The organism is Salmonella sp. SAL04214 (assembly GCF_046550615.1).
Classification (GTDB): domain Bacteria; phylum Pseudomonadota; class Gammaproteobacteria; order Enterobacterales; family Enterobacteriaceae; genus Salmonella; species Salmonella enterica.
This window is the reverse complement of the sequence record NZ_JBGDXT010000001.1, coordinates 574213-591415: the sequence shown is the minus strand read 5'-3', so window position 1 is coordinate 591415 and position 17203 is coordinate 574213. Positions and strand designations below refer to the sequence as shown.

At 54.2% G+C, this 17203-nt stretch carries 17 protein-coding genes and 2 tRNA genes; 10 read left to right on the top strand and 9 right to left on the bottom strand.

The window, feature by feature from the left end; translation table 11 throughout:
* Positions 1-2 precede the first annotated feature (2 nt).
* From ACLJQD_RS02910 to pncC, 7 genes are all read right to left on the bottom strand, one after another.
* Positions 3-76: transfer RNA gene (locus ACLJQD_RS02910), tRNA-Arg, on the bottom strand.
* A gap of 3 nt (positions 77-79) precedes the next feature.
* Positions 80-172: transfer RNA gene (locus tag ACLJQD_RS02905), tRNA-Ser, on the bottom strand.
* Positions 173-475: 303 nt separating this feature from the next.
* Entirely contained in the window at positions 476-661 is a 186-nt protein-coding gene (gene csrA, locus ACLJQD_RS02900; RefSeq protein ID WP_000906486.1) for a carbon storage regulator CsrA, read from the bottom strand.
* 234 nt (positions 662-895) lie between these two features.
* Positions 896-3526, bottom strand: a complete 2631-nt coding sequence (gene alaS, locus ACLJQD_RS02895; protein WP_017441156.1) for an alanine--tRNA ligase — start codon at positions 3524-3526, stop codon at positions 896-898.
* 235 nt (positions 3527-3761) lie between these two features.
* A complete protein-coding gene (gene recX, locus ACLJQD_RS02890) occupies positions 3762-4262 on the bottom strand; it encodes a recombination regulator RecX (protein WP_001294863.1) in 501 nt (166 codons plus the stop codon).
* A 116-nt stretch (positions 4263-4378) separates the two neighbouring features.
* Positions 4379-5440 (bottom strand): recombinase RecA, encoded by a 1062-nt coding sequence (recA, locus tag ACLJQD_RS02885; protein ID WP_000963150.1) that lies wholly within the window; start codon positions 5438-5440, stop codon positions 4379-4381.
* Positions 5441-5524: 84 nt separating this feature from the next.
* Complete coding sequence (pncC, locus tag ACLJQD_RS02880) at positions 5525-6022, bottom strand: nicotinamide-nucleotide amidase (RefSeq protein WP_000132239.1); 498 nt, start codon at positions 6020-6022, stop codon at positions 5525-5527.
* 195 nt (positions 6023-6217) lie between these two features.
* Here pncC and ACLJQD_RS02875 point away from each other — a divergent pair, with 195 nt between their 5' ends.
* Positions 6218-6463: a hypothetical protein gene (locus tag ACLJQD_RS02875; RefSeq protein WP_000053777.1), complete on the top strand. Its 246-nt coding sequence runs from the start codon at positions 6218-6220 to the stop codon at positions 6461-6463.
* 37 nt (positions 6464-6500) lie between these two features.
* Here the strand turns inward: ACLJQD_RS02875 and mltB are convergent, their stop codons facing one another.
* Positions 6501-7580, bottom strand: a complete 1080-nt coding sequence (mltB, locus tag ACLJQD_RS02870) for a lytic murein transglycosylase B (protein ID WP_000476826.1) — start codon at positions 7578-7580, stop codon at positions 6501-6503.
* Positions 7581-7832: 252 nt separating this feature from the next.
* Here mltB and srlA point away from each other — a divergent pair, with 252 nt between their 5' ends.
* The 7 genes from srlA (at position 7833) to gutQ (ending at position 12894) form a co-directional block, all read left to right on the top strand.
* Complete coding sequence (gene srlA / locus ACLJQD_RS02865) at positions 7833-8396, top strand: PTS glucitol/sorbitol transporter subunit IIC (protein ID WP_000573333.1); 564 nt, start codon at positions 7833-7835, stop codon at positions 8394-8396.
* A complete protein-coding gene (locus ACLJQD_RS02860) occupies positions 8393-9364 on the top strand; it encodes a PTS glucitol/sorbitol transporter subunit IIB (protein ID WP_017441155.1) in 972 nt (323 codons plus the stop codon). The genes srlA and ACLJQD_RS02860 overlap by 4 nt, the downstream gene beginning before the upstream one ends.
* 11 nt (positions 9365-9375) lie before the next feature.
* A complete protein-coding gene (gene srlB / locus ACLJQD_RS02855) occupies positions 9376-9738 on the top strand; it encodes a PTS glucitol/sorbitol transporter subunit IIA (protein ID WP_000111553.1) in 363 nt (120 codons plus the stop codon).
* 11 nt (positions 9739-9749) lie between these two features.
* Positions 9750-10529 carry a sorbitol-6-phosphate dehydrogenase gene (srlD, locus tag ACLJQD_RS02850; protein WP_001077372.1) on the top strand — a complete coding sequence of 260 codons (780 nt, stop codon included), beginning with the start codon at positions 9750-9752 and terminating at the stop codon, positions 10527-10529.
* A gap of 76 nt (positions 10530-10605) precedes the next feature.
* On the top strand, positions 10606-10965 hold the full coding sequence (gutM, locus tag ACLJQD_RS02845) for a transcriptional regulator GutM (protein WP_000255198.1): 360 nt from the start codon (positions 10606-10608) through the stop codon (positions 10963-10965).
* A gap of 197 nt (positions 10966-11162) precedes the next feature.
* Entirely contained in the window at positions 11163-11936 is a 774-nt protein-coding gene (gene srlR / locus ACLJQD_RS02840; protein WP_000804536.1) for a glucitol operon DNA-binding transcriptional repressor SrlR, read from the top strand.
* Complete coding sequence (gutQ, locus tag ACLJQD_RS02835) at positions 11929-12894, top strand: arabinose-5-phosphate isomerase GutQ (RefSeq protein WP_001278201.1); 966 nt, start codon at positions 11929-11931, stop codon at positions 12892-12894. The genes srlR and gutQ overlap by 8 nt, the downstream gene beginning before the upstream one ends.
* Here gutQ and norR read toward each other — a convergent pair.
* Entirely contained in the window at positions 12891-14411 is a 1521-nt protein-coding gene (gene norR / locus ACLJQD_RS02830) for a nitric oxide reductase transcriptional regulator NorR (RefSeq protein ID WP_000010808.1), read from the bottom strand. The two genes, gutQ and norR, sit on opposite strands and share 4 nt — an antisense overlap.
* A gap of 185 nt (positions 14412-14596) precedes the next feature.
* Between norR and norV the strand changes: the two genes are divergently transcribed.
* Together norV and norW are read left to right on the top strand one after the other, a co-directional pair.
* Entirely contained in the window at positions 14597-16036 is a 1440-nt protein-coding gene (gene norV, locus ACLJQD_RS02825; protein ID WP_017441154.1) for an anaerobic nitric oxide reductase flavorubredoxin, read from the top strand.
* The gene (gene norW, locus ACLJQD_RS02820; RefSeq protein ID WP_017441153.1) at positions 16033-17166 is read left to right on the top strand and encodes an NADH:flavorubredoxin reductase NorW; all 1134 of its coding nucleotides are present in this window, start codon (positions 16033-16035) and stop codon (positions 17164-17166) included. The genes norV and norW overlap by 4 nt, the downstream gene beginning before the upstream one ends.
* The last annotated feature ends 37 nt before the right edge of the window (positions 17167-17203 follow it).

Below are 17203 nucleotides of genomic sequence, written 5' to 3'. Positions count from 1 at the left end.
GGTGCATCCGGGAGGATTCGAACCTCCGACCGCTCGGTTCGTAGCCGAGTACTCTATCCAGCTGAGCTACGGATGCAAATGGCGGTGAGGCGGGGATTCGAACCCCGGATGCAGCTTTTGACCGCATACTCCCTTAGCAGGGGAGCGCCTTCAGCCTCTCGGCCACCTCACCACACGCCTCTTACGAGTGCTTCGAAGAACTTGTTCTGCTCATCGTCGCTGCGTGGCGCACATATTACTTTCTGGGACTTATAAGTCAAACAATTTTTCCAGAGCTTTTATCGTTTGCACACTTCACGCTCAATTAGTCTGTAAAAAAGCCAAAAAGAGTGTTTTATCAACAGATAATTTGATGACACGCTGGCCGCCAAAAGCGCACCATATCAACAATGAGGTTGAAAAAAGTCATGAAGGGACAACGCGGGCGAGCGAGAAGAGAGGCTGCGTCTCACCCGAAAAGTGAGACGCGAAAACCTTAGTAACTGGACTGCTGGGATTTTTCAGCCTGGATACGCTGGTAGATCTCTTCACGATGGACAGAAACTTCTTTCGGGGCGTTCACGCCAATACGCACCTGGTTGCCCTTCACCCCTAAAACTGTCACGGTGACCTCATCGCCAATCATGAGGGTCTCACCAACTCGACGAGTCAGAATCAGCATTCTTTGCTCCTTGAAAGATTAAAAGAGTCGGGTCTCTCTGTATCCCGGCATTATCCATCATATAACGCCAAAAAGTAAGCGATGACAAACACCTTAGGTGTAAGCAGTCATGGCATTACATTCTGTTAAACCTAAGTTTAGCCGATATACAAAACTTCAACCTGACTTTATCGTTGTCGATAGCGTTGACGTAAACGCCGCAGCACGAGCTGCGGCGCCAACGAACGCTTATAATTATTGCAATTTTGCGCTGACCCAGCCTTGTACACTGGCTAACGCTGCAGGCAGAGCTGCCGCATCCGTACCACCGGCTTGCGCCATGTCCGGACGACCGCCCCCCTTACCGCCCACCTGCTGAGCGACCATACCAATCAATTCCCCTGCTTTAACCCGGTCGGTCACATCCTTCGACACGCCCGCAATCAGAGAAACCTTACCTTCAACAACCGTTGCCAGTACGATAACGGTAGACCCCAGTTGATTTTTCAGATCATCAACCATGGTTCGCAGCATTTTCGGCTCAATACCAGCAAGCTCGCTGACCAGGAGCTTCACGCCGTTGAGATCGACCGCTTTACTGGAAAGATTTGCACTCTCCTGCGCTGCGGCCTGGTCCTTCAACTGCTGCAACTCTTTTTCCAGCTGACGTGTACGTTCCAGCACGGCACGCACTTTGTCGCCCAGATTCTGGCTGTCGCCCTTCAGCAGATGCGCAATATCGTTTAAGCGATCGCTTTGCGCATGAACGGTGGCCATAGCGCCTTCACCGGTTACCGCCTCAATACGACGAATGCCCGCTGCGGTGCCGGACTCAGAGATAATACGGAATAGACCGATATCACCGGTACGACTGGCGTGAGTACCGCCACACAGTTCGGTAGAGAAATCGCCCATGCTCAGAACGCGTACACGTTCGTCATATTTCTCGCCAAACAGCGCCATGGCGCCTTTCGCCTTCGCCGCTTCGAGATCCATGATGTTCGTTTCAATCGGCAGGTTGCGGCGAATTTGCGCATTCACCAAATCTTCAACCTCACGAATCTCCGACGGCTTCATCGCTTCATTGTGCGAGAAGTCGAAGCGCAGCACTTTATCGCTAACCAGCGAACCTTTCTGCGCAACGTGTGTCCCAAGCACCTGGCGCAACGCCGCGTGCATCAGGTGCGTGGCGGAGTGGTTCAGACGGATACGTGCGCGGCGCGCTTCATCTACGTCAGCCTGTACCGCATCGCCCACTTTCAGAGCGCCCGCAGACAATTTGCCGAGGTGACCAATCGCCTGACCATATTTTTGCGTGTCGTCCACAGCGAAAGTAAATCCAGCGCCTTTCAGCTCGCCTTTATCGCCAACCTGACCGCCTGATTCCGCATAGAATGGGGTCTGATCCAGCACGACAACCGCTTCCTGTCCCGCGTTAATCGCTTCAACCGCTTTACCATCGACAAACAGCGCAGTCACTTTGCCGTTAAGTTCCAGATGGTCATAACCTTTAAATTCAGAAGCGCTATCAACGCGGATCATCGCGTTGTAGTCCGCGCCAAAACCGCTAGCTTCGCGCGCGCGACGGCGTTGCTCTTCCATGGCGGCTTCAAAACCGGCTTCGTCGACTTTGATATTGCGCTCACGGCAGACGTCCGCCGTTAGATCGACCGGGAAACCATAAGTATCATACAGACGGAAAGCGGTTTCGCCGTCCAGGGTATCACCCTGCAATTTCGCCAGTTCTTCATCCAGCAGCGCCAGACCGCGCTCCAGCGTACGGGCGAACTGCTCTTCTTCCGTTTTCAGAACCTGCTCGACCTGCGCCTGCTGACGTTTCAACTCTTCGCCTGCGGAGCCCATTACCTCAATCAGCGGCCCAACCAGCTTGTAGAAGAAGGTCTCTTTCGCGCCCAGCATGTTGCCGTGACGAACCGCGCGACGAATAATGCGACGCAGCACATAGCCACGGTTTTCATTCGACGGCAGCACGCCATCGGCAACCAGGAATGCGCAGGAACGGATGTGGTCGGCGATAACACGCAGCGATTTATTACCCAGATCGGTGGCGCCGGTGACTTTCGCTACCGCTTCAATCAACGTGCGGAACAGGTCGATGTCATAGTTAGAGTTAACGTGTTGCAGTACCGCGGCAATACGCTCCAGCCCCATACCGGTATCTACAGACGGTTTCGGCAATGGTTCCATCGTCCCGTCAGCCTGACGGTTGAACTGCATAAAGACGATGTTCCAGATCTCAATGTAGCGATCGCCATCTTCTTCCGGGCTTCCCGGAGGGCCGCCCCAGATGTGGTCGCCATGATCGTAGAAGATTTCGGTGCACGGACCGCAGGGACCGGTGTCGCCCATCTGCCAGAAGTTATCCGATGCGTATGGCGCACCTTTATTGTCGCCGATACGGATAATACGCTCGCGCGGGATGCCGACTTCTTTTTCCCAGATCTCATAGGCTTCGTCGTCGGTTTCATAGACGGTGACCCATAAACGCTCTTTTGGCAGAGCGAACCAGTTTTCACCGGTCAGTAATTCCCATGCGAACTGAATGGCGTCGTGTTTGAAGTAATCGCCGAAGCTGAAGTTGCCCAGCATTTCGAAGAAAGTATGGTGACGTGCAGTGTATCCGACGTTTTCCAGATCGTTGTGTTTACCCCCCGCGCGTACGCAACGCTGGGAAGTGGTCGCACGGGAATAATTACGTTTATCGAGCCCAAGGAAAACATCCTTGAACTGGTTCATCCCGGCATTGGTAAACAACAGAGTGGGGTCATTGTTAGGCACCAGGGAACTGCTGGCAACTACCTGATGCCCTTTACTATGGAAAAAGTCGAGAAACGCCTGACGGATCTCAGCGGTGCTCTTGCTCATAATTATCCTGAAATCAAGCTACACTTCATCCTTCAGGCCGCCTCTGCGTTGGCTGCGAGTTTCCCGGTCACGCGTTCCCGAGGCTCACTTGCCGCTTTGATGCGGCTTGAATGATTTTGTGTATTTAAGGAATATTCGTCGCAGACGCTGTTCGCCGTTAAGCAACCCGCGTCCAGACGGAAAAAGTGGGAATAAGATAAGTTTTCTTTACCGGGAAGTAAAATCCCGTATGCGCTCAATCTGCAAAATTTCGCCATATTTGCTGGATATCGTCCATCAGATACCCGCGATAGAGCAAAAAGCGCTGTACCTTAACCTTTTCTGAAAAGTTTGAAGGGAGCGGCTCGCCATATTTGCGAACGGCCTGTTCACGTGCCATTTCACTCCAGTCAATTTCACATTCTCGCATCGCTTTTTCAGTCGATTCACGGGAAATGCCTTTCTGATTCAACTCCTGGCGAATACGCGCCGGGCCATAGCCTTTGCGGCTACGACTGGCGATAAAGCGCATCACGAAACGCTCGTCATCAAGATAGTGATGTTCGTGGCACCAGGCGATCACGCGTTCATAATCGTCTGCCGTCGCATCAATCTCTTCCGGCCCATTTTTGCCCATCACCGGCGCGGAGAGTTTACGCCGTAATTCCTGCTCGCTGTGATCGCGGACAGCAAGAATACGTACCGCACGATCAAGGAGACGAGCATAAGCGGGACGGCGCGATGTGGGTTCACTCATAAAAAACCTTAACAGGGGTAAATGCCAAAAGGGCCGCATAAATGCAGCCCTTGATGGTAATTTAACGTTTTGCTGAATGGCGGCTTCGTTTTGTCCGCCCCACCATCACCTGATGATTAAAAATCTTCGTTGGTTTCTGCAACGCCTTCGCTATCGTCAACGGCGAAATCGGGCGTGGCATTCTGATTACTCAACAGTAATTCACGAACCCTTTTCTCGATCTCTTTCGCTGTCGCCGGGTTCTCTTTCAGCCAGGTAGTCGCGTTCGCTTTGCCCTGGCCAATCTTCTCGCCGTTGTAGCTGTACCATGCGCCCGCTTTCTCGATCAGCTTCTCTTTCACGCCCAGGTCAACCAGTTCGCCATAGAAGTTGATGCCTTCGCCGTAGAGGATCTGGAACTCGGCCTGCTTAAACGGCGCGGCGATTTTGTTTTTCACCACTTTCACACGCGTTTCGCTACCCACGACATTATCGCCCTCTTTCACCGCGCCAATACGACGGATATCAAGACGAACGGAGGCATAGAATTTCAGCGCGTTACCGCCGGTGGTGGTTTCCGGGTTACCGAACATCACGCCAATCTTCATACGGATCTGGTTGATGAAAATCAACAGCGTGTTGGACTGTTTCAGGTTCCCCGCCAGCTTACGCATCGCCTGGCTCATCATACGCGCCGCGAGGCCCATGTGAGAGTCGCCGATTTCGCCTTCGATTTCCGCTTTCGGCGTTAGCGCCGCTACGGAGTCGACCACAATGACGTCCACCGCGCCTGAACGCGCCAGCGCGTCACAGATTTCCAGCGCCTGCTCGCCGGTATCCGGCTGAGAGCAGAGCAGGTTATCGATATCGACGCCCAGCTTGCGTGCGTAAACAGGGTCAAGCGCGTGTTCCGCATCGATAAACGCACAGGTTTTACCTTCACGCTGCGCAGCGGCAATCACCTGCAGCGTCAGGGTCGTTTTACCGGAAGATTCCGGCCCGTAAATTTCGACGATACGCCCCATCGGCAGACCGCCCGCACCGAGTGCGATGTCCAGTGAAAGCGAACCGGTGGAGATAGTTTCCACATCCATAGAACGGTCTTCACCCAGACGCATGATGGAGCCTTTACCAAATTGCTTTTCAATTTGGCCCAGTGCTGCCGCCAACGCTTTCTGTTTGTTTTCGTCGATAGCCATTATTACTCCTGTCATGCAACTTGGTATTGAACCGGATAGTGAATTCGTACTGTTGAAGCAATTATACTGTATGCTCATACAGTATCAAGTGTTTTGTAGAAATTGTTGCCACAGGGTTTGTAGCGCGTACGTCGTCGCCTGTCGACGCACCGATTCGCGGTCGCCGCTGAAGCATTCCCGACGCGTAATCCCTTCTCCACTGACGCTGGCGAAAGCAAACCACACCGTACCAACCGGCTTTTCTTCACTGCCGCCATCCGGCCCGGCAATCCCGCTAATAGCGACAGCAAAATCGGCGCGAGCGGCCTTCAGCGCCCCGATCGCCATTTCGACCACTACGGGTTCGCTGACCGCGCCATGCTGCGCCAGAGTCTCTTCACGCACGCCAATCATCTGCGCTTTGGCTTCATTACTATAGGTGACAAAGCCGCGTTCAAACCAGGCGGAGCTTCCGGCGATGTCGGTAATGGCTTTCGCCAGCCAGCCGCCGGTACAGGACTCTGCTGTCGTTACGGTCGCCCCGCGCGCTTTTAACGCCAGCCCGACCTGCTCGCTAAGCCGCATCAGTTCACTGTCAGTCATCATGACCTCTGTCAGTTAGAAATCCTGCCGCACAAGATAGCACTTTCTCACCAGAGATGGGGACGAGCAGTCGATTTTACGAGTCGGATTCCGAAAAAATGCCAGCAGGTTATTTATGCAGAATGAAATGAGGTAGCACATGACTAAATAGCAGTACCATGTCGCTAAATTTACACGCACGGAGAGAAAGCAAGGATGTCACTCAAAAAAACGGAAAGCACACAGCAAACACTAAAACAAACCACCCAACTACGGCTGTGGGCCACAATTGGCGGCGTCTGTTCACTTGTCATGGGAGTACTGAATATATTGTCGTCAGGCTATTTTGAACCGTATGACGGCGGTCAAATTATCTTAGGCCTGGGATGTCTGGGATATAGTCTGGCACTATCAAAGAAGATATCCCACTTGCAGGCAGAGAATCAGCCCAAAAAGCCATAATAATAGCGGAGGGGGTGCTCCCCTCCCTAAGCGTAAATTAGCGCACCCGCGCCAGCGCTACCGCCTGGCCCAGTTGCCAAACCGCCATCGCATAATGCGTGCTGTGGTTATATCGGGTAATGGTGTAGAAGTTCGGCAGGCCGTACCAGTACTGGTAGCCCGTACCGATATCCAGACGCAGCAGGCTGGCTTCCTGATGATTGCCCAACGATTGCTGCGGCGTTAAGCCTGCGGCGGCAAGCTGAGAGAGGCTGTATTTTGTTTTGAAACCATTCGCCAGTCCCGGCGCCTGACCATTCGCCGGCACCGCAACCGTATCGCCTTTTACCCAACCATGCGCCTTGAAGTAGTTCGCCACACTGCCGATGGCATCTACCGGATCCCACAAGTTAATGTGCCCATCGCCATTGAAATCGACCGCATATTCTTTATAGGAAGACGGCATAAACTGGCCGTAGCCCATCGCGCCCGCAAAGGAACCTTTCAGATTGAGCGGATCGTCTTGCTCATCGCGCGCCATGAGCAGGAAGGTTTCCAGCTCGCCGGAGAAATATTCCGCCCGGCGCGGATAGTTAAATGACAGCGTCGCCAGCGCGTCCAGAATCCGCGTTTTCCCCATGATACGTCCCCAGCGGGTTTCCACGCCGATAATCCCCACGATGATTTCCGGCGGTACGCCGTATACCTGCCAGGCGCGGTTCAGCGCGTCTTCATACTGATTCCAGAACGCGACGCCGTTTTGCACGTTATCCGGCGTAATAAATTGTTTGCGGTAGCGAAGCCAGGCGCCATTTGGTCCGGCGGGCGGCTGAGTGGTCGGCGCTTGTCTGTCCATCAGACGCAGGACGTAATCCAGTCTTTTAGACTGCGAGAGGATCTCCTGCAGCTGCTGACGGTCGAAACCGTGTTTACTGACCATTTTATCAATGAACTGCTGCGCATTAGGGTTGTTGGCGAAGTCGCCGCCCATTTGCATGACGTTATGCTGCGGCTCAAGCAGGAAGCCGCCGGAAGACGTGCCCGTCGTCGCTTGAGTCTCGGAAGATTTTGGCGTGCTGCTACAGGCAGCAAGCAATACGCAAAGTGGAAGTAACGCTACATAACGACGCTTGAACATGAGACATCCATTAAACAAATTCAGCCAGGGAGAAGTATGGTAAAGCATCCCCCGCCGCACAAGGAAGCGGCACAAGAGAATAAATCACCTTTCTCCTCTTTTCAGTTTGTATCCGCTCCCCCACCCCGCAACCTTTCAACTTAAAATATTTTTCTTTTATTTTGCGATCACAATAACACTTTTAAATCTTTCAACATGATTACAATGAACAGGAAATTAGCAAGAAAACTAAAAACCCTACAGGAGAGAACAATGATCGAAACCATTACACATGGTGCGGAGTGGTTCATCGGGTTATTCCAGAAAGGCGGAGAGGTGTTTACCGGTATGGTGACAGGTATTCTTCCGCTACTGATAAGCCTGCTGGTTATCATGAATGCGCTCATCAATTTTATCGGCCAGCAGCGTATTGAGCGTTTTGCCCAACGTTGTGCCGGAAATCCGCTATCTCGTTACCTGCTTTTACCGTGTATCGGGACATTTGTTTTTTGTAATCCGATGACCCTGAGCCTGGGACGCTTTATGCCGGAGAAGTACAAGCCGAGCTATTACGCGGCGGCCTCCTATAGCTGTCACTCCATGAACGGTCTGTTTCCGCATATCAATCCCGGCGAACTGTTTGTTTATCTGGGTATCGCCAGCGGACTCACCACGTTAGGGCTTCCTCTCGGCCCGCTCGCGGTGAGCTATCTGCTGGTAGGTCTGGTGACGAACTTCTTCCGCGGTTGGGTCACCGATCTCACCACCGCTATTTTTGAGAAAAAAATGGGGATTCAACTTGAGCAGAAAGTTCATCTGACAGGAGCGGTATCATGACACGGGTTCGTATTGAGAAAGGCGCCGGCGGCTGGGGCGGCCCGCTTGAACTGGACGTTACGCCAGGCAAAAAGATCGTCTATATCACAGCCGGTACGCGCCCGGCGATCGTCGACAAACTGGCGCAACTAACAGGCTGGCAAGCGGTGGACGGCTTTAAAGAAGGCGAACCGCCGGAAGCGGAGATCGGCGCGGCCATTATCGACTGCGGCGGTACGCTGCGCTGCGGTATCTATCCGAAACGCCGGATTCCAACCATTAATATTCACTCGACGGGTAAGTCCGGCCCACTGGCGCAGTATATTGTTGAGGATATTTATGTCTCCGGCGTAAAAGAAGAAAACATTACTCTTGTCGGCGAAACGCCTGCCAGTCCTCAGCCTGCCAAAACGACATTAGGACGTGACTACGACACCAGCAAAAAAATCACCGAGCAGAGCGACGGGCTGCTGGCAAAAGTTGGTATGGGAATGGGCTCCGCCGTGGCGGTACTGTTCCAGTCCGGTCGCGACACCATTGATACGGTTCTGAAAACAATCCTGCCGTTTATGGCGTTCGTTTCGGCGCTGATCGGCATCGTTATGGCCTCAGGTCTTGGCGACTGGATCGCCCACGGCCTGGCGCCATTAGCCAGCCATCCCCTGGGGCTGGTGACGCTGGCATTGATCTGCTCTTTCCCGCTGCTGTCGCCCTTTCTCGGCCCTGGCGCGGTTATCGCTCAGGTCATTGGCGTCCTGATCGGCGTTCAAATAGGCCTGGGCAATATCCCCCCGCATCTGGCGCTTCCCGCCCTGTTCGCGATTAACGCGCAGGCGGCCTGCGACTTTATCCCGGTCGGCCTGTCACTGGCGGAAGCGAAACAAGACACCGTTCGCGTCGGCGTACCTTCTGTGCTGGTCGGACGCTTCCTGACTGGCGCGCCCACGGTACTTATCGCCTGGTTTGTTTCCGGCTTTATCTATCAATAAGAGGTTCAGACATGAGCGTGATTTATCAAACCACCATCACCCGTATCGGCCAGAGCGCGAAGGAGGCGCTCGGCGAACAGATGCTGATTACGTTTCGGGAAGGCGCGCCGGCGGATATCGAAGAATTTTGCTTCATCCATTGTCATGGCGAACTGACCGGCGCGCTGCAGCCTGGCGCGCGGTGTGAATTGGGTCAACATTGCTATCCGGTCACGGCGGTCGGCAGCGTAGCCGAGCAAAACCTGCGTGAACTGGGGCATATCACTTTGCGCTTCGATGGTCTGCGCGAAGCAGAATTTCCCGGCACCGTACACGTTGCGGGGCCTGTACCGGACGATATCGCGCCGGGCTGTATTTTGACGTTTGTCGCTTAAGGAGAAAAAACATGAATCAAGTTGCCGTTGTCATTGGCGGAGGCCAGACCCTGGGGGCATTCCTTTGCCGTGGGCTTGCAGAAGAAGGATACCGCGTGGCGGTCGTTGATATTCAAAGCGATAAAGCCGCGAATGTCGCCCAGGAAATTAACGCCGATTTTGGCGAAGGTATGGCGTACGGTTTTGGCGCCGACGCCACCAGCGAGCAGAGCGTGCTGGCGCTTTCCCGCGGCGTAGACGAGATTTTCGGGCGCGTCGATCTGCTGGTTTACAGCGCGGGTATCGCCAAAGCGGCGTTTATCAGCGATTTCCAGTTGGGCGATTTTGACCGCTCGCTACAGGTGAATCTGGTGGGCTATTTCCTCTGCGCCCGTGAGTTTTCCCGCCTGATGATCCGCGACGGCATTCAGGGGCGCATTATTCAGATTAACTCTAAATCCGGCAAAGTGGGCAGTAAACACAACTCCGGCTACAGCGCGGCGAAATTCGGTGGCGTGGGGTTAACCCAGTCTCTGGCGCTGGATCTGGCGGAATACGGCATTACCGTACACTCGTTGATGCTCGGCAACCTGTTGAAATCGCCGATGTTCCAGTCACTGCTGCCGCAATACGCCACTAAACTGGGCATTAAGCCCGACGAGGTGGAACAGTATTACATTGATAAAGTACCGCTCAAACGCGGGTGTGATTATCAGGATGTGCTGAACATGCTGCTATTTTATGCCAGCCCGAAAGCGTCTTATTGCACCGGGCAGTCGATCAACGTAACCGGCGGTCAAGTGATGTTCTGACCGTGAATTGCCGGATGGCGCCGTAAGCCGGATAAGACGGTTACGCCGCCATCAGGCAAAACAACAGGAGCACATTATGGTTTCCACTCTGATTACCGTCGCCGTTATCGCCTGGTGTGCGCAGCTGGCGCTGGGCGGCTGGCAGATTTCCCGCTTTAATCGGGCCTTCGATAAACTTAGCCAACAGGGGCGGGTCGGCGTCGGGCGCTCCGGCGGGCGTTTTAAGCCCCGGGTGGTGGTTGCCGTGGCGCTGGACGAACAGCAGCGGGTGACGGACACTTTATTGATGAAAGGCCTTACGGTATTCGCCAGACCGGTTAAAATTGCCGCAATGCAAGGAAAACATTTGCATGAATTACAGCCTGATGTGATCTTTCCCCATGATTCGCTCGCGCAGAATGCACTATCATTGGCGCTTAAACTGAAACATGGGTAATTTCGTTGTGAATGCGTATAGCTTGCGAAATTATCATTTTGCAACCAATACCCTAAATAATTCGAGTTGCAGGAAGGCGGCGACGCAGTGAATCCCAGGAGCGTACATCAGTACTTGACCGGGGTGAGCGAGGAAAGCCAACGCACATGCAGCGTGAAGTATGACGGGTAAATACATAAGTCAGGGTAATCACGCCTATGAAACCTCGTCAGCGTCAGGCCGCGATTCTGGAGCACCTGCAAAAACAGGGAAAATGCTCGGTTGAAGAACTGGCCCAGTACTTTGACACGACAGGCACCACTATCCGTAAAGATCTGGTCATTCTGGAAAATGCCGGAACCGTCATCCGCACCTATGGCGGCGTGGTGTTGAATAAAGAAGAGTCCGATCCGCCTATTGATCACAAAACGCTTATCAACACCCACAAAAAAGCGCTGATAGCCGCAGCCGCTGTGAAATATATCCATGATGGCGATTCCATTATTCTGGACGCCGGAAGTACCGTGTTACAGATGGTGCCGTTGCTTTCGCGTTTTAGCAACATCACGGTGATGACCAACAGCCTCCATATTGTTAACGCGCTATCGGAACTGGACAACGAACAAACTATCCTGATGCCCGGCGGCACCTTCCGTAAAAAATCGGCGTCGTTTCACGGTCAACTGGCGGAAAACGCCTTTGAGCAATTCAGCTTTGATAAACTTTTCATGGGAACTGACGGTATTGACCTGAATGTCGGTGTGACCACGTTCAATGAGGTTTACACCGTCAGTAACGCAATGTGCAATGCAGCACGCGAGGTGATTCTGATGGCGGACTCCTCAAAATTTGGTCGTAAAAGCCCCAATGTGGTGTGCAGTCTGGAAACCGTCGACAAACTGATCACGGACGCGGGGATCGATCCGGCATTTCGTCAGGCGCTGGAAGCAAAAGGGATTGAAGTAATCATAACCGGAGAAAGCAATGAGTGATGCACTACTAAACGCGGGCCGTCAGACCTTAATGCTGGAGCTACAGGAAGCCAGCCGTCTGCCGGAGCGTCTGGGCGATGATTTTGTCCGCGCCGCCAATATCATTATTCACTGTGAAGGCAAAGTGATCGTTTCCGGCATTGGCAAGTCAGGTCATATTGGTAAAAAAATCGCCGCGACGCTTGCCAGTACCGGTACTCCCGCTTTTTTTGTTCATCCGGCGGAAGCACTGCATGGCGATCTGGGGATGATTGAAAGCCGCGACGTGATGTTATTTATCTCCTATTCCGGCGGCGCAAAAGAACTCGACCTCATCATCCCGCGTCTGGAAGATAAATCCGTCGCGCTGCTGGCGATGACCGGTAAACTTCACTCTCCGCTGGGGCGAGCGGCAAAAGCCGTTCTGGATATTTCCGTCGAGCGTGAAGCCTGTCCGATGCATCTGGCGCCGACATCCAGTACCGTCAATACGCTGATGATGGGCGATGCGCTGGCGATGGCGGTCATGCAGGCGCGCGGTTTTAACGAAGAAGATTTCGCCCGTTCGCATCCGGCTGGCGCACTGGGCGCGCGTTTGCTCAATAATGTGCATCACCTGATGCGCCAGGGCGATGCAATACCGCAGGTGATGCTTGCCACCAGCGTGATGGATGCCATGCTGGAACTTAGCCGTACCGGGCTGGGGCTGGTGGCGGTTTGCGATGAGCAACATGTTGTGAAAGGCGTCTTTACCGACGGCGACCTGCGTCGCTGGCTGGTAGGCGGCGGCGCGCTCACCACGCCGGTAAGCGAAGCCATGACGCCCAACGGTATTACGCTCCAGGCGCAAAGCCGTGCCATTGACGCCAAAGAGCTCCTGATGAAACGCAAAATTACCGCCGCGCCGGTGGTCGATGAAAACGGCAAACTCACCGGCGCCATTAACCTACAGGATTTCTACCAGGCGGGGATTATCTAATCCTTCAGTCCCAGACGCTTCGCCAGCCGATGCAGGTTGGCGACGTCGGTTTCCAGCGCCCGCGCGCTGGCCGCCCAGTTATGATTATTTTGCGCCAGCGCCTGGCGAATCATCTCTCGCTGGAAGTTCTCCGTCGATTCGCGCAAATTGCGGCAAGTCGGCAGCGCCAGAAAGCTTTCCGCAGGCGGCGCGGGTAAAACGTCCTCTGACAAGGCAAAATGCTGCGCCTCCAGTATCACCTCATCCCCTGCCCGGGTCGCTCTCGCCAGTACAACCGCACGGTGAATGGCATGTTCCAGCTCCCGGACGTTGCCCGGCCAGCCATAATTGAGCAAATGGCGGCGCGCGTCGGGACTCAGCACCACGCGGGACAGCCCCAGCCGCAGTCGGCACTGCTCGCAAAAATAGCCCGCCAGCAGCACCACATCATCGCCGCGCTCGCGCAGCGGCGGCACAAAGAGCGGGAAAACGCTCAGGCGATGGAACAGATCGGCGCGAAAACGCCCTGCCAGCACCTCTTCACGCAGGTCACGGTTGGTCGCCGCCAACACCCGCACATCCACGCGCAGGCTACGATCGTCGCCGACGCGCTGAATATCGCCATACTGCAACACGCGAAGTAGCTTGGCCTGTAGCGCCAGCGATAGTTCGCCAATCTCATCCAGAAACAGCGTACCGTTATCCGCCATTTCGAACTTACCGCTACGATTACTGATAGCCCCGGTAAAAGCCCCTTTTACATGACCAAACAACTCGCTCTCCGCCACGCTTTCCGGCAGCGCGGCGCAGTTGAGATAGACCAGCGGATTGACCGCTCTGGGGGAGCCCTGGTGAATAGCTTTCGCCACCAGCTCTTTACCGGTCCCCGTTTCACCGCCGATCAGCACGTTAAGATCGGAGCCCGCCACAATCTCGATCTCTTTTTTCAACTGCGTCATCGCCGGCGACAGGCCGATCATGTGCGTCTCTTTTATCGGTTCAAACACGCCTGACGACCCCGGCAGCATGTTCTGGCTTTCCAGTTGTTCAATTAACAGCGCATTACTCAATGCCCCGGCGGCCAGCGCGGCGACAAGCCGTAGCTCTTCATCGCTAAATACCTCGAACTGCTCCGGCGTCATAGCATCAAGGGTCAGCGCACCGATGAGGTTCTGTCCGGCAAACAGCGGCAGACCAACACAGGCGTGGACTTTCAGGCTTTCCTGTCCGGGAATTAACCCGTCATACGGATCGGGTAAATCGCTATCAGCCGGAAAACGCACCACGTCCCCCGCGCGGGCGATGGCTTCCAGGCGCGGATGCCCTTCCAGGGTAAAACGTCTGCCGAGAACGTCCTGCGCCAGGCCATCAATCGCCAGTGGAATAAATTGTCGTGATTCATAGCGCAGCAGCGCCGAGGCGTCGCACGCCAGCACCTGACGCAGCGTAGTAATCAGCCGCTGAAAACGATCCTGATGCCCAATGCCGCGTTGTAACTCAATGGCGATGCCCGCCAATACCTCCACGGAAAAACTCATGGTTACCTCATTGTCATTTTGACAACCTATAGTGTCATATTGACAGCATCATTTATAGTCTTTTTGACTACACCAAAAATAAAAAACCAATATAACTTCATACAAATCAATAAGATGAAAAGTTGGCACACTACCTGCAATAAGCAAAACAACTTTTTGTAAACGTTGAATGAATTGAGGTGGTTATGTCTATTCTGGTTAAAAATAATATTCATTGGGTTGGCCAACGCGACTGGGAAGTACGTGATTTTCACGGCACTGAATACAAAACGCTGCGCGGCAGCAGCTATAACAGCTATCTCATTCGTGAAGAAAAGAATGTGCTGATCGATACCGTCGATCATAAGTTTAGCCGTGAGTTTGTGCAAAACCTGCGCAGTGAAATCGACCTCGCGGATATCGACTACATCATCATTAACCATGCCGAAGAAGACCATGCAGGCGCGCTGACCGAACTGATGGCGCAGATCCCGGACACGCCTATCTACTGTACCGCCAACGCCATTGATTCTATCAACGGCCATCATCATCATCCGGAATGGAATTTTAAGGTGGTGAAAACCGGCGATACGCTGGATATCGGCAACGGCAAGCAGTTGATCTTCGTGGAAACGCCGATGCTGCACTGGCCGGACAGCATGATGACCTATATGACCGGCGACGCGGTGTTATTCAGCAACGACGCCTTTGGTCAGCACTACTGCGACGAGCGCCTGTTCAATGATGAAGTGGACCAAACCGAACTGTTTGAACAATGCCAGCGCTACTACGCCAATATCCTGACGCCGTTCAGCCGTCTGGTAACGCCAAAAATTACCGAAATCCTCGGCTTCAACCTGCCGGTGGATATGATTGCCACCTCACACGGCGTGGTATGGCGCGACAACCCAACGCAAATCGTGGAGCTGTATCTGAAATGGGCGGCAGATTATCAGGAAGATCGTATCACTATTTTCTACGATACCATGTCGAACAATACTCGCATGATGGCGGATGCCATCGCACAGGGTATCAACGAAGTGGACCCCAACGTGGCGGTCAAAATCTTTAACGTCGCCCGCAGCGATAAAAATGAAATATTGACCAATGTCTTCCGTTCGAAAGGCGTGCTGGTCGGCACTTCTACCATGAACAACGTGATGATGCCGAAAATCGCTGGTCTGGTGGAAGAGATGACCGGCCTGCGCTTTCGCAACAAACGCGCCAGCGCCTTCGGTTCTCATGGCTGGAGCGGCGGCGCGGTGGATCGACTGTCCACGCGCTTACAGGATGCCGGTTTTGAAATGTCCCTGAGTCTGAAAGCGAAATGGCGTCCGGATCTGGATGCGCTGGAGCTGTGCCGTCAGCACGGTCGCGACATCGCGCGTCAGTGGGCGCTTGCTCCGCTGCCGGAAACCACACAGAAAACCGCGCCAGTCGAAGAAACCACAACCTGCGCCGCCGCAGACCTCGGCCCCAAAATGCAATGCAGCGTATGCCAGTGGATTTACGACCCTGCGCAGGGCGAGCCGTTGCAGGATGTCGCGCCGGGTACGCCGTGGAGCGACGTGCCGGATAACTTCCTGTGCCCGGAATGTTCATTAGGTAAAGACGTGTTCGACGTACTGGCGACGGAGGCAAAATGAGTCGGGGAATCATCATTATTGGGTCGGGCTTCGCCGCCCGCCAGCTCGTCAAAAATATTCGTAAACAAGATGCGCATGTGCCGTTAACTCTGATTGCGGCGGACAGCATGGATGAGTACAACAAGCCCGATCTCAGCCACGTTATCAGCCAGTCGCAGCGCGCCGATGATCTCACCCGTCAGTTAGCGGGGGAATTTGCTGAACAGTTTAATCTACGACTGTTCCCGCATACCTGGGTTGCTGACATTGATGCCGATGCCCATGTGGTGAAAAGTCAGGATAAGCAGTGGCAGTACGACAAGCTGGTACTGGCGACCGGGGCGACAGCCTTTGTGCCGCCGATTGCAGGACGTGAGTTAATGCTTACTTTGAATAGCCAGCAGGAGTACCGAGCCTGTGAGACACAACTGCGCGACGCGCAGCGAGTGCTGATTGTCGGCGGCGGTCTCATTGGTAGTGAATTAGCAATGGATTTCTGCCGCGCCGGGAAAACGGTAACGCTGATGGATAACGCCGCCAGCCTTCTCGCCTCACTGATGCCACCGGAAGTGAGCAGTCGCTTACAGCATCACCTGACCGATATGGGGGTGCATCTGCTGCTGAAATCGCAGTTGCAAAAACTGGAGAAAATCGAAGCCGGTATCCGCGCTACGCTGGCAAGCCAGCATAGTATTGAGGTCGATGCGGTGATTGCCGCCACCGGCTTACGCCCGGAAACCGCTCTGGCGCGCCGCGCCGGAGTAGCCGTCAACCGCGGCGTCTGCGTGGATAGCTATCTACAGACCAGTCACCCGGATATTTATGCGATCGGCGATTGCGCGGAAATCAACGGTCAGGTGCTGCCCTTCCTGCAACCGATCCAGTTAAGCGCGATGTACCTGGCGAAAAATCTGTTTGGCGGCAACGCGCCGCTGAAGCTACCGGCGATGCTGGTCAAAGTCAAAACGCCGGAACTGCCGCTGCATCTGGCGGGAGAAACTCAGCGCCGCGATTTGAGCTGGCAGATTACCGCAGAATCTGACGGTATGATTGCCAAAGGCATGAGCGGAGAAGGCCAACTACGCGCCTTTGTGGTGAGTGAAGACCGCATGAAAGAGGCCTTTGCACTGCTGAAAACGTTGTCCGTATAAGCCTGTGATGCCGGATGGCGCCGCTTCGCGTCTTATC